Source organism: Microcystis panniformis FACHB-1757, assembly GCF_001264245.1.
Classification (GTDB): Bacteria; Cyanobacteriota; Cyanobacteriia; order Cyanobacteriales; family Microcystaceae; genus Microcystis; species Microcystis panniformis.
Window position 1 is genome coordinate 1,986,114 of record NZ_CP011339.1, and the last position, 20,665, is coordinate 2,006,778.

Below are 20,665 nucleotides of genomic sequence, written 5' to 3' on the forward strand. Positions count from 1 at the left end.
CTTCTTAGAATTAAGGAATAAAACTTTAAGATTAGGTTGAGTAGATTTTATACTATCTTAAGCTTCTACAATAAAGAATATGATAAAAGTCGATCGATCGTCGATCGATCTCGTCAATCCCTAGGTTTACTAATTTTCCGATGCTCCCATCTAACGAGCCACTGACTGCTTTAGGAAGAGAGACGACAACGCCTCTCTCGATTCAACTTTTGCTATTTGTTGATGACCGTCCCAGTTCTCAAGAAATTATCCGTCAAATTCAGTCCTATCTCCAGTCTTTAAAGTCTGATTACCCAATTGACCTACAGATCATCGAAATTCGCCAGCAGCCTCATTTAGTCGAACATTTTCGCCTTGTAGCTACCCCTGCCTTGGTCAAAATTGCCCCCGGCCCCCGTCATACCCTCGCGGGCAGTAATCTAGTGGAACAGTTTAAAAAATGGTTGGTACGCTGGCAAAAAGCGATTAAAGAGGAGGTCAAAAATCATCACGCTGAGGATGGACAACGTCAAGAGATGGAACATTCGGGCGAACTCATCCGCATCGCCGATGAGGTTTTTCGTCTTAAACAGGAAAAGGAAGAATTATTAGAACAATTAAAATTTAAAGACCAAATTTTGGCTATGTTAGCCCACGATTTACGCAGTCCTCTCACCGCCGCTTCCATCGCCGTGGAAACCCTCGAATTAGCCTATCATCAACCAGATACGGAGCGCAGTCTGCAATTACGAGAACAACTGCACCAACAGGCCCGCAAACAGTTCCGGATTATGAACCGTTTGATCACAGATATTCTACAAGCTTCTAAGAGCATGGCGGCGCAATTCACTCTCCACCAGAGTAAATTTTATCTGCAAGCTCTTTGTCAGGAAATTTTGTCTCAATTTACTGATACTTTTCAGGAAAAGACTTTAATTCTCCAAAGCGATATCCCCCAAGATTTGCCCCCCGTCTATGCTGATGAGGAGTTAATCCGACAGGTGATTATTAATCTCCTGGAGAATGGGATCAAATATACCCCCCCCGGCGGCGCAATTACCCTTTCTGTCCTTCATCGTACTACTCAAAAAGTACAAGTGAGCATCAGTGATACCGGCCCCGGCATTCCCGAAGAAAAACAAGAGCATATTTTTGAAGGTCATGTGCGTCTGAAACGGGATGAGGGGAAAGAAGGTTATGGCATCGGTTTATCGGTCTGTCGCAAGATTATTCGCGCCCACTACGGTCAAATTTGGGTGGATAGTGTCCCCGACCACGGCAGTAGTTTTCACTTCACTCTGCCAGTTTATCGCTAAAATGCTCCGCTAACCAATTATCAATGTCCCCTAAAACTAGGTCGGGGATTTCCCAGGAGAACAAATGGGCTGTATCCGGGTAACATTTCCACTGAGACAGTTTTAGTTTTTCGGCCGTTTCTTGGCTCGAAGCACTGGTAATATGGCGATCATTTGCCCCCGCCAGAACTAAGCAGGGAATTGTGATTTTGTCAAGAGATTTTAAACAATTGTTACCTTTTTTTAAAGCCCGATTTAAAGCGCGATTAGCAGCTGGAGAAGTGCCTAAGTAGGCGGGAACAGCATCTTGAGCGAGATATTGATAGGATATCGTTTTATGTTGTGAAAAAAGGTACTGAAACAGGGAACGACGAGCAAAAGTATCAATATTCCAACGCCATCCCGGTTTGATCTGATTGAGAATTGCCGCTATCCCCGTCAAGATCAGATCTGTAGTGCTGACAGGAGGATGACTACCCCAAGGCCGCGCAGCCGAGGCCACGAGAATTAAACCAGGAAAGCGCTCGGGATGCCGCAATACTAATTCCAGAGCGATTATACCCCCCAAAGACCAACCGAGAATTAAACATTGCTGGATTTTTTGGCGATCGAGCAGCCCGATTAAATCCTCTAGATGTTCTTCTAGCTGAAAATCCGGGCGATAACGACTTTTCCCGTAGCCGCGCAGATCCGGGGCCAGGGTTTGCCAGCGTTGGCAAAAATGATCGGTAAATACAGACATACTGGCTGCCGAACCGGGATGACCGTGCAGACAGAGGATCGGATAGCCATTACCTTTGATCTTAACGTTGAGAGCGATCGACATGGAGCAGTTATCAGTTATCAGTTATCAGTTATCAGTTATCAGATTTGAGTTTTAAGTGAGCAGTATGTATTAAGCGAGCAGTATTAAATAGCAGTTTCCTGCTGTCTTTTCACTGTTCACTGTTTACTGATCACTGATTATTGACTGGGATATATGAGCGATCGAGTCTCTGGTATGTCAAACTAGAGAATAGGAGAGAGTTGGTCTAGAGGTTGCGGGGTCATTTGATCAATGATTCCGAGGAAAGTCCGAACTCCCGAAAGACCACACTTGCTGGATAACGTCCAGTGCGCGTGAGCGTGAGGATAGTGCCACAGAAAAATACCGCCCCCTTTTTCAGTGTTGCCAAAGGCACGGCGTAGCCGTCCAGTAAACAGTAACGAAAGTAAATTTACTGATAACTAATAACTTTCCACTGATAACTGATAACTGATCACTGATAACTGATTGGGGGTAAGGGTGCAAAGGTGCGGTAAGAGCGCACCAGCAGTATCGAGAGGTACTGGCTCGGTAAACCCCGGTGGGGAGCAAGGTGGAGGGACAAAGGTTGGTCTTTTTCCTGTCCCGTTTTTAGGAACCGCTTGAGGTAATTGGTAACAATTATCCCAGATAGATAACCTCTATTCCAACAAAGGTAAAAGCAATTTTACTGCTGTTGGGAAATACAGAATTCGGCTTATGTCTGACTCTCTCCTTTATCAGTAATCAGTATTCAGTTATCAGTTATCAGCTTCTGAACGCAAAAGGCAAAGGCTCCAAAAAAGAATCTGGCAAATCTCCTACCTAAAAAGAAGGGTGGAAACTAAGTACATCAAAGCTTTTAGCTTAACAAATTAGGTTTTAGATTCGGCCTTTGTTACCATTTCACTGTTTACTGTTTACTTTTTACTTTTTACTTTTTACTTTTTACTGATCATTGAAAAAAATCTCCCCACTTCATAATTCATAATTTATAATTCATAATTTATAATTCCCGCTCCCATGTCCTTAAGTGATCCCCGTCGCCAAAAACAATTAAAAACCCTAGTGGAAAAGCTGGGTTTATCAGCTGATGTCCCCGTCAGGTGGGATTTATTGGATTTAGCTCTAACTCATCCCAGTGTTTCCCGTGATAAGAATTATGAACAATTGGAATTTGTAGGCGATTCTGTGGTAAGACTCGTGGCGGCGGAGGTATTGTTAGAAACCTATCCGGAGGCGCTCGTGGGAGAATTTGCCGCCCTGCGATCGATGATGGTTAGCGATCGCACTCTGGCGGAATTTGCGGATCGCTACGGTTTCGAGCGTTATTTGTTGGTATCAAGTAGTACGAGTATTGATCGGGCAGGGCGAATTTCTCGACTAGCAGACGCTTTTGAGGCAGTTTTGGGAGCTTTATATCTTAGTACACAGACAATGATTTTAGTGCGTTCTTGGTTAGATGAACCACTGCGGGAAAAAGCGGCCGAAATTCGTCGAGATCCGGCCCGACAGAATTATAAGGATGCCTTGCAGGAGTGGACACAAGCAAAATACAAAAAACTGCCGCAATATTTAGTTAAAGAAATCAATGGTTTAGATCAAGAGCGTTTTTGTGCGGAAGTGTGGTTAAATGAGCAAAAATTAGGAGTGGGAACTGGCAGAAGCAAAAAAGCAGCGGAACAGGCAGCGGCGAAATCGGCTTTTCTAGAAGTGGTTAAAGGCTAAATGGGGGCATTTTTGCCTAACGGACGAATTGCCAGAGGCGAATTTTAAAATCATAATTACCACTAGCCAAATACTGCCCATCGGGACTAAAAGCTAGAGATTCCACCCAGTCGGAATTATTATCAAACCAGGCCAATTGTTTACCCGTCGTCACATCCCATAAACGCACACCGTCATTACTGGCACTAGCGAGAATTTGTCCGTTAGGATGGAGTGCCAGGGAGCGAATTCGGGCTGTATGACCGATGAGAGTAAATAATAACTTATTATTGCTCGTATCCCAGATTTTAATCGTGCGGTCTAAACTACCCGTAATTAAATTTTTGCCGTCGGGAGTGTATAAAAGCTTGCTAACCGCTTGGGGATGGGCGGAAAATTTCGACAAAAATTTGCCCTCGCGGATGTCCCAAAAATTTACCTCACCGTTTTCATGACCACTAGCAAGGGTGACACCATCGGATTTCATCCCTAGGGAATAAACAAAATTACCCACCCAATTTAAACGATAGAGGGGACGGCGGGGAGGTTGCACTGTCCAGAGGCGAATTCCTTCCAAACCACCACTAATTAACGTTTTACCATCGGGAGTAACCGTAAGGGCGAGGACAGTATTACCGTGTTCGAGGGCAATTCCTAAATACTTGCCTTCCACCAGATTCCAAAAATTAATAGAACCATCTAAACCGCTACTAACTAATAATCTTTCGTTGGGACTAATGGCTAAAGCTTTGACGCTGGTTCTTTGGGCGCGAGTTTGGGAGACTTTTTCTCCTGTTTTTACCGACCAAATTCTCAGGAGAGGGTCCGTATCACTACCACCAGCGAGAACTAATTGGTTATCGGGGCTGAAAATCACAGCATTAGGGGTGGATTGTTGCCCTTCTAAGGTTTTAGCGAGGGTAAGTCTGCCTAAACCTTCTACTAGGATAGTTTCTGGGGTTTTTTCGCCACTTTCAGCCGCGGGTCGAGCGGGGGCAATGGGACTTTGGGCCTGAGTAAGCTGATGTTGCCCAATTGTCAGCGTGGTTAAGACACTGACCACAATTGCCCCGACAAGTTTCTCCGCACCCGTAAATCGGAATTTCATAAATTTAGTTGAATATTAACAAATGAACCGTGCTATAGATTCTAGCCTTTGAGGGGATTGATTGCCAAGCAAGGTGGGATTTTTGAGCTAGGAAGGTCGATTTTTTTCGTTTTTCAGGGTTGGTAAAGCTACTTGACCCGATTGGGGCGGTAAATAGTATCTCGCTGCTTCTTCTTGGTTGATTGGCTCGGTTTTTTGGCTCTGTTGCCATCGGGCGAAGATAGCGATCGCCATAATCGTTGCCCCTAAAGATAGCAGTGTCCATCTTTGTCCTACAACCCCGATGATGACATCTACTGCCGCTGCGGTAAAGATAAAGCTAGTTATTGGTTCTTGACGGTAAGCTTTCTTGAGAAAACGCGGCCAGAGGAGATTACTCATTTTATCTATTATTTCTACGGTTTCGATAATTCCAGCTTATCCTAAATAGTTGGACAAAGGTAAAGTTAAGTAGCTGGTTATAATTAAATTAAAAATGGATTTTAGGTTTGATCCCCCCTGCCCCCTTGATAAGGGGGGTGCCGATAGGCGGGGGGATCTGAAAGTTTTTAATACCTATCTACTTAACTGTGGGGTAAGGAGTCGGTCGTCGGTCGTCAGTAAGAATTGCGGCAATTGAACTCCCAATACTCATCACCGGAGAATCCGATCCTTTAACAAATACAAAGAGACGATACCCTCTCAAAACCCGTTGATAGGATTATGGTAGTGACCGAAATCAACTTTTAAGAATCTATAACAGGCTTTTTGTCCACTATTATCTAAATAACGGACAAAAAGCCTGTTATATGCACTTTTTCTCGGTATTATCATGACCTATCCTCTCTACGTCGCTTTTATTTGGCATCAACACCAACCCCTCTACAAATCCTGTCAAACTCGCACCGATGCTTCGGGACAATATCGCTTACCCTGGGTGCGACTGCATGGGGTGAAAGATTATCTCGATTTAATCCTGATTCTAGAACGTTACCCGAAATTACACCAAACAGTCAACCTTGTCCCCTCTTTAATCCTGCAATTAGAGGATTACGTCAACGGACTAGCTATAGACCCCTATCTTGCTCTCACTGTCACCCCAGAAGCGCAGTTAACCCTGGCACAAAAACACTTTATCCTCGAACACTTTTTCGATGCTAACCATCGTACCCTGATCGATCCGCACCCCCGTTACGGGCAATTATACGCAGAGCGTCAAGAAAACGGTCATAGTTGGTGTATTAGCCATTGGCATCTCCAAGATTATAGCGATCTCTTGGCTTGGCATAACCTCGCTTGGATCGATCCTATCTTTCACATTGACCCAGAAATCGCTGCCTGGTTAGAACAGGGAAAAAACTTCACTTTAAGCGATCGCCAGCGGATTATCTCCAAACAGCGTCAAATTCTGCGTCGTATCTTGCCGCAACACCGGTTAATGCAGGAAACAGGACAACTAGAAATCATTACCAGTCCCTACACCCATCCGATTTTACCCCTGCTGGCTAACTCGGAAGCCGGCCGGGTAGCGGTGCCGAATATGACCCTTCCTCGCCAATATTTCCACTATCCTGAAGATATTTCCCGCCATCTCCGGAAAGCTTGGCAAATCTATATCGATCGCTTTGATAAACAACCTCGCGGACTTTGGCCCTCGGAACAATCCGTTAGTCCTGCGATTCTCCCCGCTGTCGCTAAACAGGGTTTTCAGTGGTTATGTTCCGATGAGGGGGTGTTAGGTTGGTCTTTGGGACATTACTTTCATCGCGACGAAAAGGGCAATATTAGCGAACCAGAATTGCTTTATCGTCCCTACCTTCTGGAAACTAGCAACGGCAATTTATCGATGGTTTTCCGGGATCATCGTCTCTCGGATCTGATCGGATTTAGCTATAGTGGCATGAAAGCGCAAGAGGCCGCTACAGACTTAGTTAAACACCTAGAAGCGATCGCCGAAGAACTGAAAACCAACGCAGAAACCACGACGCTAGAAAAACCCTGGTTAGTTACCATTGCGCTAGATGGCGAAAACTGCTGGGAAAACTATCATCAAGACGGTTTACCCTTCCTAGAGAACCTGTATCAACTTTTAAGCGACCACCAAGCGATCGAATTAGTCACCGTCTCGGAATATCTCGATCGCTTTCCCGCTAATGCAAAAATACCCAGCCATCAACTTCATAGCGGCTCTTGGATCGATGCCAATTTTACCACTTGGATCGGCGATCCCGCTAAAAATAAAGCTTGGGAATATCTAATTTTAGCCCGTCAAACCCTCGCCAATCACCCGGAAGCGACGGAAGATAATAACCCCGACGCGTGGGAAGCATTGTATGCAGCGGAGGGTTCCGATTGGTTTTGGTGGTTTGGTTATGGCCATTCTTCTAATCATGACGCAATTTTTGACCAACTTTTCCGCGAACACCTGATCGCTCTTTATCAAGCTTTAAATGAGCCAATTCCCTCCTATTTGCTCGAACCGGTGGAAAAACACGGGGATAAACAAAGTAATCGTCCACTAGCTTTTATTCACCCCATTATCGACGGTTTTGGGGACGAACAGGATTGGGATAAAGCTGGACGGATCGAAATTGGTGGTGCCAGTGGTACGATGCACCGGACTTCCTTAGTACAAAGGCTCTTTTTCGGTTGGGATCATCTCAATTTTTATCTGCGTTTTGATTGGAAACCGGGGGCAAAATTAGGAGAAGAAATTCCCGCAGAAGTGCATTTATATTGGTATTATGATGAAGTGCATCGTCTGCAAAGTCCAATTCCCCTAGCAGATATTCCCCCTCGATCGCCCCTCGATTACGGTTATCATCATCATCTAGGAGTTAATTTAATCACGGAATTTACTTGGTTAGAAGTCGCTCAAGAATATTTTACTTGGCAACGAGTTCCTAGTAATGCCAAAGCTTCTTTTAATCAATGTTTGGAAATTGCTGTCCCCTGGGAAGGATTACACATTGAACCCGATGCTCGTCTCCATTTAATCGCAGTTTTAGCCAATCAAGGTCAATACTATGATTTCCTCCCCGTTGAAGAATTAATCTTCCTGCAAAGACCTTAAATCAATAATCAGTGATCAGTTATCAAACGTCAGCAAACCCTAGTTAAGTACCTAAGCAAAATTAAAATAAGGCTTTTGACCTGTTAAAATCCGATGTTAGTGCAAGAATATAGGATTGAGACCTTCAAAAACCTTGCATTATCCTTCTTACAGTATATAAACTGGTACAAAAAAAGAGGGCAACAAAGCCTGAAACGACCGGCTACTGACTCCTACCCCCACGAAAAACTTTTTCAGCAAACCCTAATTACACATATCTAACCACCTCTTGCCTCTTGCATAAGTTCATCTCCTGATATGTAGCCTATACTCAAGGGATTTAGTATAAACTTTCAGCACATATCGACTGTGCGGGAAAGCTCGGAGGAAGAGGAGAAAACTAATGATCTTCGTTACTCTTCATGCTAAATCAACAAATGCCAAGACAATACACTTCTAAACAAAAAATTCCCAAAGTTTCGGTTTTTTGGTTTGTGCGATGGACGTGGGTTGTTGAGATTTTCAATAGAATAGAACTCTGACTCTCTTGGGTTTGGTGGGTACAATGTATTCTAATATATAGTCCTCCCGGTGAGAGGGTGGAACGAACCACAAAGACACAAAGGACACAAAGATTAACCGATCTTATATAACTGTAGTTTAGACTAAAAAATTTGCCTAAAAATAATCCAGCCTTATGAAAATAGCTGAAATCAAAAATCTTGAAGCAAAAAGTAGAGTTAGGATGCTTTTGTTGCCTATTTTTTAGGGGTTGAATGTCGTTTTTTCACAGTAGGATAGGTCTTTCTTTTACTGCGAGTCTTCCCTTTTTCCCAGCCGGGAGACTTTCCTCTAGTTTTAGGTGGTTGAGCGGGCGAACCAATCTCTATCAAAAGGGAAAACAGAGACTGTGCTACCCTTTCAGGAGTTAATAGGGTTTGCGGTTTTTGCCAAGGAAGACGATAATCTGCTACCAAATCTTTGGCTAACCATAATTGCCAAGTCATCAACGGCATTAAATCACTCCATCTCTCACATTGAACAGGTGTACTTAAAGAAGGTAAAGTCCAATGTAATCTTTGCGAGTGCAAAGCGATACCAATGGTCAACTCCAAAACGACGTGCATATTGTGACCAAACTTTTTCTAAGGATAAAAATGCCTCTCCTACCCAAATTAACCATAAGGGGCGATGTGCCTCTCCCGTTTTTTTAGGATTCAACCTTTCCACTTTAATTAGACTTAATTTCTGCTGAGAAGCTGTTTTAAAATGTAACTGTTGCCATTGACTCACTCGGATTAATCCGAGTTTCGGGTCATTGATTTCCACTGTTGCGTCGGTTGGCCACCATGTGGATTCGTCATTGATTTTAAATTGTCTGCCATGTTTTTTCGGTCTTCCCTTACCCCCATAAGCTTCTGGTTCGCCATATAGACAACAATTAGAGCGGATTCTCATCAGTTTACTTGCTTGGATATCTGCTGTTTGATTTACCCATGAACTATTGCCGTATTCACAATCTAATACTACCAAAACTTTTTGTTGAATTGTTTTGCAGACTTCTTGGAGTTGCCATTTGGCTTTAGCTATCGGTGTTTCAAAGGATGTGATTCTTTCATGTCTTAAGGGTAATGCCCAACTTCTTTCCCCTTCGGGTAGCCAGACAATGGTGCTATAGCCTTGTCCTAATACTGTTCCATTTTTTGATGCCGCGCTATGTTGATAGCCTCTATCTTTCATCGTTTTAGCATCCTTCAATTCCCATGCTGTATGATCTATTGCTAACAAAACATACTCCAGTTCTGGTATTTCCTGAACATACCTTTTCATTAACTGGTTTCGGTTGGGACGACAATCTTCAATAGATTCGTATGTACTATGCCATTTCCTTCTGAAGAAAGGGGACAGTGAGAAGTCTCCCAAGCAATAGGCATTTCTGGTGGTCATGATGCTATCCATTAAGTCAAAGGTGGCATCTTTGGCATTACCTAACAGTTGGTAGGTATCTTGGCGAAATCTGGTATATCTGTTATATTTGGTCATAGAGAGCGGATAAATTCTTTAACATCTTTTATTTTCTCTCTATTTTGCTTGATTCTTCCTCTTTTTTCTTTTTAGGTTTCTCATTTAGTCTAAACTACAGATATAAGTTAAACTTATCACACAGAACCTAGAAGAGCCGAACTCTTGCCAGATAACTCATTGTTCGCTTAATTTTTTAAGGGAAGGGTTTTAAAATTGCTGTTACCTTTATCCTGTATGCTTTTTAGCGAATAAGGTAAGCATAACATTGTCGAGAGTGCGATCGCTATTATCACCATAAGTACAGGAGCAGCAAATGCGAATAAGCTCATTGCCTTGGCCTACCTCATTGGCGTATTTTTTGTGATTCCCCTGATTCTGGTGGGGATTTCGATTGTTCTATAAGGGACTCGCACAGAAATAGAATACTAGCTATACAGTCGCTTTCTTTAAGTTCTTCAAGGATTCGCCAGATGATTGGGTACATTATTAGAGCCTAAGTCCTTTACCGAAAATTTCGGTTGAATGACCCGCAGCAATTCTCACTTTATACCATTTTTCTAAATTCCTGACAGACATAGAGCTTCTAAAATCCAAGACCATCCCGTCAAATACCCGATCGTGTCATTGGATAGAGAATTTAAAAGATGGTAAAGTTTACTTCTTAAGTTATCAAGGGAGTTAAAATTGCCCCAGGCCAATAGGTTTTTCAAATATAGCCAAACTCTCTCAATTGGATTTACTTCTGGACAATAGGGAGGTTGATAAAATAGGATAATATTATCAGGTATTTCTAGGTCAGTCGCCGTATGTGCGGGAGCATTATCTAATTGAATAATATGTAATTCCTCAGAAAAAGCTTGAGAAAAAAGCGTTAAATATTGATTAAAACATTCCCCATCTAAATGAGAGAATTCATAGAAAAAACTGCTACATATTCGAGGTTCTATTAAACCATAGAGCCAGAGATATTGAAAATTATACTGAAAATTACCAAGGGGCTTTATGCCTTTAATTGTTATTTTATCTCTGACAATGGTATGACAGCCGAAGCGACTTTCATCTTGACACCAGAAGCGGACTTTTAAATACTGACTAACTTTTTCAGATTCTTTTTCTAGTAAAGCTTGTAGCTGTTCAGATAGATTATTTTGGAATATTTTTACTTCTCCTGGTAATTGTTTTAAATTTTGAGGTCGAGCCACTTTTAATTTAGCTTGTAATTCATTTCTTACGAGACGGTAAACAGTTATATAACTGGCAGGTATTTCTAAAATAATTGATACCCAAAAATGAATTTCTTTATAACTTTGAAATCCTTCTGGGTCTTTTAATTCATTCTGAATTAGAGCGGCTTCTTCCACTGAAATCTTTTTGGGTCTTCCCAGTTTTTCTGGTTCTGACAAGAGATTTTCTATCCCTCCTTCTCGATAACAACTTAACCAGCGATGAATAGTTCTTTCTGAGCGTCCTATTAACACGGCGAGATGACGAACCGTTTCTACCTCCTTAATTTTTAGTAGATACAGGGATTGTACTTTAGCAAAGTTTAAAGAGGTTACTTGTTGCTTCAACAAGGATTTTAAGTCTTCTACTGACTCAGCAACATTAATATTAGGGACTCCACTCATTGCCTTTTTACCACACAAACTATACCTTTACCAAGTATGACATACTTTTTGAAAAATGGTATTACCCATCTTCTGGTACTCTCCGAAAACCCTGACAATTTATAAATTTTGTAGCTCTTATCTAGGAGGTGATCTTGCTGCATAAATGCCCTAGCAATGGCACCTTGTTTTTTGATAAAAATTTGACCAAGTAATCAAAATCAAAAAATTAACAACAAACAACTCAATCTATTGATATTAAATGTTTTGAGAATCTTTTATTAATAAAAAAACTGGGAGTAACAGAGAATAGTCTGACTGACGGACACATTTTTCAATACAAAGACAAGTACTGTTATGTGAAAGCCTCAAACTCCTGAATAAAAGAAAAGGTAATTTTGCCATAATAATCCTGACGAGCTTTGCGAGAAGAGCCAACAGGGAAAAGGGTCAACAGAAAATAAGTGGTCAAGTCGCAAGAAGGGACGCGCCTTATGAACAACTCCCGCCAGCCAACGTCAACCAATTTTCAAATAACTCAAACCACGCCGAAAATGAGCATCAACCTGACGGCGAGAGCCAGATTGTTGAACCGCCATGCCAGTTAAAGTAGCAAAGAGAATAGAAATGGCAACAATGAGATAGAGACGTTCTAAACAAGCAGCAGAGCGAACACGAGAATGTTCCCAGTCAAAAACGCCCGATTTACTGCCCTTGAAAGAGATGTTCAATGGGAAAACGAAGACCATACTGCCAGAAGGTGTCAAGGGTAGGAGGTTCATCGCTCAGAATTGCCCAATTATCCTTAACCCCTGGAACAGAGGCTAAAGCAAGATGAGCAGTGATTCTAGCCTCCTGCCAGACTTGAACGTTGCGATCAAAGCAGGCTTGCCGTTTGGGAGGATAGAGTTCTCTGACCTCATAGCCAAAACCCCGACGGCGAACACCGTAAATGAGGGTATCGCAAGGTAAGCGAAGACACCAATGCCAAGTATTTTTCCTGAGCCATTGAATTAATTGCTGATTGGCAAAGCCTCGGTCGGCTAACAGCATGACATTCTCAAAGCCCTGAAGATAGCCTTTGGCTCTGTCCAACAAGGGTTCGTATTTCTCAAAAGCTAGGCTGGCACTACCATGTTCTAATCCCATCCACATCAAGGGGACGGCTCTCCCCCCGCAGACCACCGCTAGATAGACAAAGCAGTATTGATTCCACAACAGAGTGGTATCTATTGCTAGATACAGTCTTTCCCCCTTCTCCTTCCAAGTCTCGATGGCTTTCAATATTAAGGGGATGTATATCTTTTCCACCGCTACTCTTCCATTCTGGCAAAAGCGATTCCACCGTCTCTGATAACTATTGGCTTGTTCGGCTCTGCTTTGTACAAAGGGTTCCCATCTGGCTTGATTGAGACTTTGACTACTGAGTAGGGCTGTCACCATCCAACTGAGGACGGTTAAATGTCTTTTATCCACAAATCGGCTTCCTTGTTCTAGATAGGAATAAACTTGGGAGAAGATTCTGTTCTCGGTTTTCATCTTGTAGGGATTCTTGCTTTTTCCCTATCTACCCAGATATTTTTCTTTTTGGCAACCCTTGTCTTGTCAGGTTTTGACCCACTTGTGTCCGTCAGTCAGGTTCCCATCTGGCTTGATTGAGACTTTGACTACTGAGTAGGGCTGTCACCATCCAACTGAGGACGGTTAAATGTCTTTTATCCACAAATCGGCTTCCTTGTTCTAGATAGGAATAAACTTGGGAGAAGATTCTGTTCTCGGTTTTCATCTTGTAGGGATTCTTGCTTTTTCCCTATCTACCCAGATATTTTTCTTTTTGGCAACCCTTGTCTTGTCAGGTTTTGACCCACTTGTGTCCGTCAGTCAGGAGAATAGTACAAGTCATGGGGTTTCTCGGCACTTAAGGTATATTTGCTGATAAACCCCTTTTGTGGCAAGAATCTATAGGCAATGCACATTTGTGAGAAACGATACAGTACAAAATTAATCAAGCAAAAGATGATTTTTTAATCTTGTCTTATCTAGGGTTTGCTGAATAACTGTGAAATACTTATGATATAAGGATTACAGCCATATTAAATTCCCAAAAAGTCAAGAAAAAGGGACAGAAAACGGCTAAAATTGCTAAAATACCCTTGCACTTATCCGACAAGAACATATGTACCGAAAAACGAACGAGTCTTCAATTGCCCCAGAAAACTTTGAGTTGCCTTTTGAGGGAAAATTATCAGCAGATAATCGCTGGATAATAATGGCAGAGTTAATTCCCTGGGAAGAATTTGAAGAAGAATATGCCCAAAATTTTGACGAAGAAATGGGTGCGCCAGCCAAACCATTTAGGATGGCATTAGGAGCATTAATTATTAAGGAAAAATTAAAAACAAGCGACAGGGAAACCATAGAGCAAATCAAGGAAAACCCCTATTTACAGTATTTTCTAGGGATGTCAGCCTATAGTAATGAAGCTCTATTTGATGCGACAATGTTCGTTAATTTTCGTAAAAGAATCAGTAAGAATTTAATCAATAAAATTAATAAAAGAATGGTGATGAGAGAGAGAAAAAAGAAGGAAATTGAAGAAAAAAGTGAAAGAAAAGAAGAAGAAAAAGAGAGTCAAATAAAAAATAAAGGAAAATTAATATTAGATGCAAGTTGCGCACCTGCTGATCTAAGTTATCCCCAGGATTTAGGGATATTAAATCAAGCAAGAAAGAAAACAGAAAACATTCTAGATTGTCTCTATCAAAGTTTGAGAATCAAGCTGAAGAAAAAGCCAAGAACTTATAGAAAAAGAGCGAGAAAAGATTATTTAAAAGTAGCCAAAAAACGTCGTTGTTCTCAAAAAGAAAGACGAGAAGCTATCAAGAAGCAACTGCAATATATCAAAAGAAATCTATCTCAAATAGAGAAATTAATCGAGGGGGGATCAGAGTTAAGTAGTCTCAGCAAAAGAAACTACAAAATGTTGTTAGTGGTGACAGAAGTTTATCGTCAACAATTGTGGATGTGGGAAAATAAATCATCGAGAATTGATGATAGAATTGTGAGTATAACCCAACCACACATCCGCCCTATCGTTAGAGGAAAAGCAGGAAAACCAGTTGAATTTGGAGCAAAAATCTCAGTAAGCTGTTTTGAGAGTTATGTATTTTTAGACCATTTAAGTTGGGATAATTTTAATGAATCTGGGGACTTACAAGCGCAAGTAGAAGAGTATAAAGAATTCACAGGATATTATCCAGAATCAGTTCATGTTGATAAAATTTATCGAACTAGAAAAAATCTAGCTTGGTGTAAAGAAAGAGGAATTAGAATCAGTGGAGTTCCTCTAGGAAGACCACCTAAAAATATTAGTAAAGAAACTAAAAAACAAGCTCTTGAGGATGAAGGAATTCGGAATGCAATTGAAGGTAAATTTGGTCAAGCAAAAAGAAGATATAGTCTTGATTGTATCATGACAAAACTTGATAAAACTTCAGAAACTTCCATTGCCATTACTTTTTTAGTCATCAATCTTTCTAACCTGCTTAGACAGGTTAACTGTCTTTTTTTGTCCCTATTTCTTTATACATCTAAATTTAGCTTTATTCATCCCTCTTTGATTAGAAAAGATGATAAAAAAGCTGATTTCTCAACAGAAAAACTTATCTTAAATTCGGGCTGATTTTTGAGAGTTTTTGTTTTTTACTTTTTCAGCAAACCCTATCTAGATGTTAAAGAAAGTCCTATAGCGTTGTTTTTGGGTCTATTATTTTAAGTGCTTTTCCCATTAGAAATTTTTCAGACCCTATCACCGCAGGTTGTAGAAAAAAAGTCGGTATTCGATGAATACCACTCTATATTCGATGGAATCAGAAATTATTCGTCTGTTTCTACCTGTATTTTTTTACACACGGGACTTTTGCTCGATACTCCCCATCGTCACAGATAGACGAAATAAACGGAGCGAGTGTAATTTATCCAGATACAAAGGACAAGAAAGCGATGATTACTTTTGACGATCCAACCGCACTAGAGTTACCTCTTCTGGGACAAGATGATATTTACAACGACCTGAACATAGGCGAGACCGAGACAACCTTTTCGGAAACTCTCCGCATCCGCGACATTCAGGTAACTGGATTAGTATCGGACATGACAGGGACGCTGGTGAGCGATGTAGCTGGAATCTTTACGGCGATCACCAGTAATGGCTTTCACCTACAAGATCCCAATCCAGACGACGATCCGCGAACCTCGGAAGGCATCTTCGTCTTTAGGAACCGGCAGGACCTCATTGATGATATAAACGGACTGAATATCAACATTGGAGCGTCGGTTCAAGTCAGTGGACTGGTGCAGGAAAGACAACTGGATGTTATCAGCGAAGAAGGCGTTAGCGAACCCGCACTAGAGTTACTTCTTCTGGGACAAGATGATACTTACGATACTTACAACGACCAGAACATAACCTTTGACGACCAAGACACATACGATGATCCTTACGATATTTACAACGACCAGAACATAGCCGAGACAACCTTTTACGATCAGGACACAGCCGAGACAACCTTTTCGGAAATTCGCATCCGCGACATTCAAGGAACTGGATTACAATCGCCCCTAGAAGGGCGGGTGTTGCGCGATGGTGGATTTGTAGTCGGAATCGTCACGGGGTTCGCTACTAATGCTAATGGTTTTTACCTACAAGACCCCGATCCAGACAACGATCCGCGAACCTCGGAAGGTATCTTCGTCTTTACGGGATCGGAAAGATTCAAAGAACTTAATCTCACGGTCGGCGACTCGGTTCGAGTCAGTGGACAGGTGCAGGAAAATCGACCGAATGTTACTATAAACGGCGAAAGAGTACCCGACTTGACTGTTCTCAGTACCACACAAATTGCTGCCAATAGAGACACGAACACAATCGACGTGTTAAGTTCGGGCAATCCCTTACCCGCCCCCATTCTCATCGGATCGGGAGGTCGCGTACCCCCCAACCAAATCATCGCGGGAGCGAACTTTTCCCCTGACACCTTCGACATTCCCTTAGATTTAAACACTGGGATCGGCTTCTATGAAAGCTTGGAAGGAATGCTGGTAACGGTACAGGATACCATGGCAGTCAGTCCAACGATTATCCGAAGTACTAGCTCGGATTCAATATGGACGGTGGCGAATCGAGGGGCCGACGCTACCGGCATCAACAGTCGCGGTGGTATTGGCATCGCTCCAGATGATTTCAACCCCGAACGGATTCAAATCAGCGCCATAGACCTGCCACAAGTTGATGTAGGCGATCTCTTAGGGAATCTGACGGGGGTAGTTGATTATGCGTTCGGTGACTACCGGGTCTTAGTAACCGAACCGGTTCAAGCTACTCCTGGCGGATTGCAGCGGGAAGTGACGAATCTAATAGGCACGGCAGATAAGCTAACGATCGCCAGTTATAACGTGGAAAATCTCAATCCCACTGAATCGAACCCAGGTGGCCTCGAGAGATTCGGCGTACTCGCCAATCAAATCGTCAATAACCTGAGAGCTCCCGATATTATCGGACTTCAGGAAATTCAAGACAACAACGGCCCGATCAACGACGGTACGGTAGCGGCGGATTTAACCTATCAAGCTTTAATCGACGCGATCACGGCCGCAGGCGGTCCTACCTACCAGTTCCTGAATATCGATCCCGTCGATGGTCGAGATGGGGGTGCGCCAGGTACTAATATTCGAGTTGGCTATCTCTATAACCCTGATCGTGTTAGCTTTGTAGAAGGTTCCCTCCGACGGATCACCGACCCCATCGCCACGCCCGATAATGATGGTGCTTTTACCAACAGTCGCAAGCCTCTAGTCGCCACCTTTACGTTTAACGGACAGGAAGTGACGGTAATTAACAATCACTTGACCTCCAGACGCGGTGGCAATGGTTTATTTGGCAATGTTCAACCCCCCAATATTGGCGGTGCGGATGTACGAGCCAATCAAGCTACGGTTATCAATAGCGAAGTCAACGCAATTTTGGCGGACGATCCCAATGCTAACGTGGTGGTTTTAGGGGATCTTAACGGCTTTGATTTTGAAGAGTTCCAGCAAATTCTCAGTGGTGGGGTGCTAACCAATCTTTCTCAAACCCTGGATGTCAGAGATCGCGCCACCTTCAACTTCCAAGGTAACTCCCAAGCCTTAGACCATATTTTGATAACCAATAATCTCGCCAGTAAGGCCGAGTACGATATCGTTCGTGTCAACGTTGATTTTCTCGATCAGCCCGCTGATCATGAACCCATCCTTGCAACTCTCAACTTGCCGCAACAATCCCAGAGTTTTACCCTACAAATTCTACAAGCCTCCGATCAAGAAGCGGGTATTCCGGCTTTTCAAGATATTCTGGGCTTCTCGGCGGTAATGAATGCCTTGGATAACAAGTACACCAATACGCTGAAATTAACTACGGGAGATGTTTACATTTCCAGTCCCTTCTTTAATGCCAGCCGCGATATTTATGATAACGCCACAACGGGTAATCCACAGGCCGATCAAGGGGGCATCGCCGACATCCTGATTAACAATGAATTAGGCTGGGATGTGGCCTCGGTGGGCAACCATGAATTTAGCGGTGGTGCTGGTTCTTTCCTCAACCTAGTTGCCCCGAATCCTAATTGGGTTAACGGACAGAATGGCGGTGTCGGTATCGGACCTGGAGGCTATCCTGGAGCGGCATTCCCCTATTTAGCCAATAACCTCGATTACAGTCGGGCTACCCTTCCCAACGGTTTAGCCGTGGTCGCTAACGGGGGAGCGCCTTTACCCAATACCCTAACCGGAAGCGTGGTTAAGGACTTTAACGGCGAAAAAGTGGGAATTATCGGCATTGTTACCCCCTATCTCAAATCGATCGCCGATACGGGAGCGATCGAGGTAACGACCCGAGATATCAACGGCAACGTGATTACCGGAACGACTTCCGTGGATGTGCAAGTGGACTCCATCATCCGCAACATCACCCCCGAAGTCCAAGCTTTAAGCAATACGGGTATCAATAAGATTATTTTGATGACTCACCTGCAAGAATCCCGCATCGAAATCGCTTTGGCCGAGGAAATGGCAGCCCTCGGGTTAGGAGTTGATCTGCTTTTTGGGGGTGGTTCTCACCAACAGATGTCTTCCAGTACCGGAGTTCCCCCCTACGGGAAGATGAAACCCAACAAAATAACGGACAGTTATTGCAACCCTTTCCCCAAGTGTACGGGGGTGGAGATAATCGGGTTATTTACGTCAATTCAGCCGCAAATTATCGCTACTTGAATCAATTGGTCGTCACTTTTAATGATCGAGGTGTAATTACCACGATTGGAGATGATAGCGGTCCTTATGCCACTGATATTGCGGGAGTCGATCGCCTCTACGATGAATCGATTACTACTTTTGACCAAGTAAGAGCCAAAGCAGATCAAGATATAGTCGAAATTGTCGATGGGGTGCGAGGCTTCGTTGACATCCTAGACGGTACGATCTTCGGTCAAACCGATGTTTTTCTCAACGGGGTTCGGGGCGATGTGCGTACCCAAGAAACCAACTTGGGTAACTTGACCGCAGACGCTCAAGACTTCTACGCCGAAGCCTATTTGAATGAGCATAACCTACTTCCTGGCTTTAACCGGATCGATATTTCCTTCACCAATGGCGGCTCGATCCGCGATCAGATCGGACGGTTCGCGATCGGAGACTCGGGAATCATTCCCCTGCCCCCGCAAGCGAATCCCGATGTGGGCAAAGAGGAAGGGGATATCTCACAACTCGATATTTCCAATTCCCTACGCTTTGACGGCGATATCGTTGTCGGTACAGTGAACGCCACCGGATTCCTGCAACTGGCCGAACACATGATTTCTTCAGTGGAAACGGGGAACGGTCGTTTTGGTCAAATTGGTGGCTTTAACTTTAGTTATGACCCCAACGCTCCAACCAGTCAACGGATTCGCAGTCTTGCCTTAGCAGATGCAACGGGCAATAGTGTCCAAACCATTGTGAAAAATGGGGAATTAGTGGTTGCTTCTAACACCATTTTTAGTGTCGTTACCCAAGGTTTCCTGGCAAATGGCGGTGATAGTTATCCCACGGTGATCCAGAATATCCAACGCTTAACCGATTTTGACGAACCCGATTCTCTGGGGAACGCCAATCTCCGACCCGGACGGATACAGGATGCCTTTGCCGAGTATCTTTCGGCTTTTTACAACAATGACAACCGACAACAGCCCTTTAACCAAGCCGACACTCCCCAATCAGAAGATCAACGGATTCAAGGCGTTGCATAATAGAGATATGAATGGAGGAAATCAAAATGCAATGCCCTGAATGTAAATCTACCCATATCCGTAAAAATGGCATCAATAAACAAGGTAAACAAAATCATATTTGTGTAACCTGTGGCCGTCAATTTATTGATAACTATGAAAAACAGAAAGGCTATGACGAAAAAACGAAGCGAGAATGCCTAACTGCCTATGTTAATGGGATGGGATTTAGAGGAATAGAAAGGCTAAAGGGAGTTCATCATACGACCGTAATTAATTGGGTAAAATCTGTGGGAGAATTATTGCCAGTCGCCTATGACCCAGAAACAATTCCTGAAGTAGGGGAACTGGATGAATTGGAAACCTTTGTTGGCTCAAAAAAAACAAAATCTGGGTGTGGACAGCCGTTGACCACTTTAAAAAAGGAATTTTAGGTTGGGTAATCGGAGATCATAGTAGCGAAACGTTTCGCCCATTATGGGAATTAGTTAAGTCTTGGGGATGCTATTTTTATGTGAGTGATGGATGGTCAGTTTATCCATGTTTTATAGCAGAGGGCGACCATATAATTAGTAAGACTTATATGACCAGAGTAGAGGGTGAGAACACACGTTTAAGACATTATCTAGCCCGATTGCATCGCAAAACACTCTGCTATTCTAAGTCTACAGAAATGTTAGGATACTCTATTCGTTTATTAATTCATTATCTGAAGTTTCAAGAAGTGCCTATTCCTTACTGATTCATAGCTTAATTCAGCAACGCCCGGTTTCCGTCAAGATACGGTTCTCGACGGTGTCGCACCTTTACCGACAACCGTCAACGGAAC

The 20,665-nt window shown here is 43.0% G+C and carries 15 protein-coding genes, 1 other RNA gene and 1 pseudogene; 8 read left to right on the forward strand and 9 right to left on the reverse strand.

Features of this window, described 5'->3' with window-relative positions; translation table 11 throughout:
* Positions 1 to 140 precede the first annotated feature (140 nt).
* Entirely contained in the window at positions 141 to 1,295 is a 1,155-nt protein-coding gene (locus VL20_RS09600) for a histidine kinase (protein ID WP_052276356.1), read from the forward strand.
* Here the strand turns inward: VL20_RS09600 and VL20_RS09605 are convergent.
* On the reverse strand, positions 1,273 to 2,076 hold the full coding sequence (locus VL20_RS09605) for an alpha/beta fold hydrolase (RefSeq protein WP_284526164.1): 804 nt from the start codon (positions 2,074 to 2,076) through the stop codon (positions 1,273 to 1,275). The two genes, VL20_RS09600 and VL20_RS09605, sit on opposite strands and share 23 nt — an antisense overlap.
* A 220-nt stretch (positions 2,077 to 2,296) precedes the next feature.
* On the opposite strand from VL20_RS09605, the gene rnpB reads away from it, so the two are divergent.
* Together rnpB and rnc are read left to right on the forward strand one after the other, a co-directional pair.
* Positions 2,297 to 2,794, forward strand: an RNA gene (gene rnpB, locus VL20_RS26615) — RNase P RNA component class A.
* Positions 2,795 to 3,081: 287 nt separating this feature from the next.
* Positions 3,082 to 3,786 carry a ribonuclease III gene (rnc, locus tag VL20_RS09610; protein WP_002748582.1) on the forward strand — a complete coding sequence of 235 codons (705 nt, stop codon included), beginning with the start codon at positions 3,082 to 3,084 and terminating at the stop codon, positions 3,784 to 3,786.
* 16 nt (positions 3,787 to 3,802) lie between these two features.
* Here rnc and VL20_RS09615 read toward each other — a convergent pair whose 3' ends face one another.
* Both VL20_RS09615 and VL20_RS09620 read right to left on the reverse strand, forming a co-directional pair.
* Positions 3,803 to 4,873 carry a WD40 repeat domain-containing protein gene (locus tag VL20_RS09615; protein ID WP_052276358.1) on the reverse strand — a complete coding sequence of 357 codons (1,071 nt, stop codon included), beginning with the start codon at positions 4,871 to 4,873 and terminating at the stop codon, positions 3,803 to 3,805.
* Positions 4,874 to 4,960: 87 nt separating this feature from the next.
* Positions 4,961 to 5,254, reverse strand: a complete 294-nt coding sequence (locus VL20_RS09620; protein ID WP_052276359.1) for a hypothetical protein — start codon at positions 5,252 to 5,254, stop codon at positions 4,961 to 4,963.
* Positions 5,255 to 5,684: 430 nt separating this feature from the next.
* Here VL20_RS09620 and VL20_RS09625 point away from each other — a divergent pair, with 430 nt between their 5' ends.
* Entirely contained in the window at positions 5,685 to 7,925 is a 2,241-nt protein-coding gene (locus tag VL20_RS09625; protein ID WP_052276360.1) for a glycoside hydrolase, read from the forward strand.
* 409 nt (positions 7,926 to 8,334) lie between these two features.
* Here the strand turns inward: VL20_RS09625 and VL20_RS32465 are convergent, their stop codons facing one another.
* From VL20_RS32465 to VL20_RS31090, 6 genes and pseudogenes are all read right to left on the reverse strand, one after another.
* Complete coding sequence (locus tag VL20_RS32465) at positions 8,335 to 8,553, reverse strand: hypothetical protein (protein WP_230457591.1); 219 nt, start codon at positions 8,551 to 8,553, stop codon at positions 8,335 to 8,337.
* 109 nt (positions 8,554 to 8,662) lie between these two features.
* Positions 8,663 to 9,947: pseudogene (locus tag VL20_RS09635) on the reverse strand (NF041680 family putative transposase).
* 539 nt (positions 9,948 to 10,486) lie between these two features.
* Positions 10,487 to 11,557 carry an IS630-like element ISMae27 family transposase gene (locus VL20_RS09640; RefSeq protein WP_052276363.1) on the reverse strand — a complete coding sequence of 357 codons (1,071 nt, stop codon included), beginning with the start codon at positions 11,555 to 11,557 and terminating at the stop codon, positions 10,487 to 10,489.
* A 497-nt stretch (positions 11,558 to 12,054) separates the two neighbouring features.
* Complete coding sequence (locus VL20_RS32475) at positions 12,055 to 12,267, reverse strand: hypothetical protein (RefSeq protein ID WP_052275239.1); 213 nt, start codon at positions 12,265 to 12,267, stop codon at positions 12,055 to 12,057.
* On the reverse strand, positions 12,242 to 13,075 hold the full coding sequence (locus VL20_RS31690; RefSeq protein WP_284525807.1) for a transposase: 834 nt from the start codon (positions 13,073 to 13,075) through the stop codon (positions 12,242 to 12,244). Before VL20_RS31690 ends, VL20_RS32475 begins: the two co-directional genes overlap by 26 nt.
* 91 nt (positions 13,076 to 13,166) lie before the next feature.
* Positions 13,167 to 13,322 (reverse strand): hypothetical protein, encoded by a 156-nt coding sequence (locus VL20_RS31090; protein WP_158499335.1) that lies wholly within the window; start codon positions 13,320 to 13,322, stop codon positions 13,167 to 13,169.
* Positions 13,323 to 13,712: 390 nt separating this feature from the next.
* On the opposite strand from VL20_RS31090, the gene VL20_RS09650 reads away from it, so the two are divergent.
* From VL20_RS09650 to VL20_RS27970, 4 genes are all read left to right on the forward strand, one after another.
* Positions 13,713 to 15,218, forward strand: a complete 1,506-nt coding sequence (locus VL20_RS09650; RefSeq protein WP_052275229.1) for an IS5 family transposase — start codon at positions 13,713 to 13,715, stop codon at positions 15,216 to 15,218.
* A 320-nt stretch (positions 15,219 to 15,538) separates the two neighbouring features.
* Positions 15,539 to 18,844, forward strand: coding sequence for an endonuclease/exonuclease/phosphatase family protein (locus VL20_RS09655; RefSeq protein WP_052276364.1), 3,306 nt, complete (start codon positions 15,539 to 15,541; stop codon positions 18,842 to 18,844).
* On the forward strand, positions 18,841 to 19,857 hold the full coding sequence (locus VL20_RS09660; protein ID WP_052276365.1) for a 5'-nucleotidase C-terminal domain-containing protein: 1,017 nt from the start codon (positions 18,841 to 18,843) through the stop codon (positions 19,855 to 19,857). The genes VL20_RS09655 and VL20_RS09660 overlap by 4 nt, the downstream gene beginning before the upstream one ends.
* 26 nt (positions 19,858 to 19,883) lie before the next feature.
* Positions 19,884 to 20,578 (forward strand): IS1 family transposase gene (locus tag VL20_RS27970; protein ID WP_128575271.1). Its coding sequence is split into 2 segments (ribosomal slippage): positions 19,884 to 20,226 and positions 20,226 to 20,578, totalling 696 coding nucleotides; the frame shifts between segments, so codons are not numbered across the junction.
* Positions 20,579 to 20,665 lie beyond the last annotated feature (87 nt).

Bases quoted from the DNA above. Each gene is read 5' to 3' on its own strand.
- VL20_RS31090 (WP_158499335.1), bottom strand. From the start codon at position 13,322: ATGAAAACCGAGAACAGAATCTTCTCCCAAGTTTATTCCTATCTAGAA.
- VL20_RS09655 (WP_052276364.1), top strand. From the start codon at position 15,539: ATGATTACTTTTGACGATCCAACCGCACTAGAGTTACCTCTTCTGGGA.
- VL20_RS09650 (WP_052275229.1), top strand. From the start codon at position 13,713: ATGTACCGAAAAACGAACGAGTCTTCAATTGCCCCAGAAAACTTTGAG.
- VL20_RS09620 (WP_052276359.1), bottom strand. From the start codon at position 5,254: ATGAGTAATCTCCTCTGGCCGCGTTTTCTCAAGAAAGCTTACCGTCAA.
- VL20_RS31690 (WP_284525807.1), bottom strand. From the start codon at position 13,075: ATGAAAACCGAGAACAGAATCTTCTCCCAAGTTTATTCCTATCTAGAA.
- rnc (WP_002748582.1), top strand. From the start codon at position 3,082: ATGTCCTTAAGTGATCCCCGTCGCCAAAAACAATTAAAAACCCTAGTG.
- VL20_RS09625 (WP_052276360.1), top strand. From the start codon at position 5,685: ATGACCTATCCTCTCTACGTCGCTTTTATTTGGCATCAACACCAACCC.
- VL20_RS09615 (WP_052276358.1), bottom strand. From the start codon at position 4,873: ATGAAATTCCGATTTACGGGTGCGGAGAAACTTGTCGGGGCAATTGTG.
- VL20_RS09640 (WP_052276363.1), bottom strand. From the start codon at position 11,557: ATGAGTGGAGTCCCTAATATTAATGTTGCTGAGTCAGTAGAAGACTTA.
- VL20_RS09600 (WP_052276356.1), top strand. From the start codon at position 141: ATGCTCCCATCTAACGAGCCACTGACTGCTTTAGGAAGAGAGACGACA.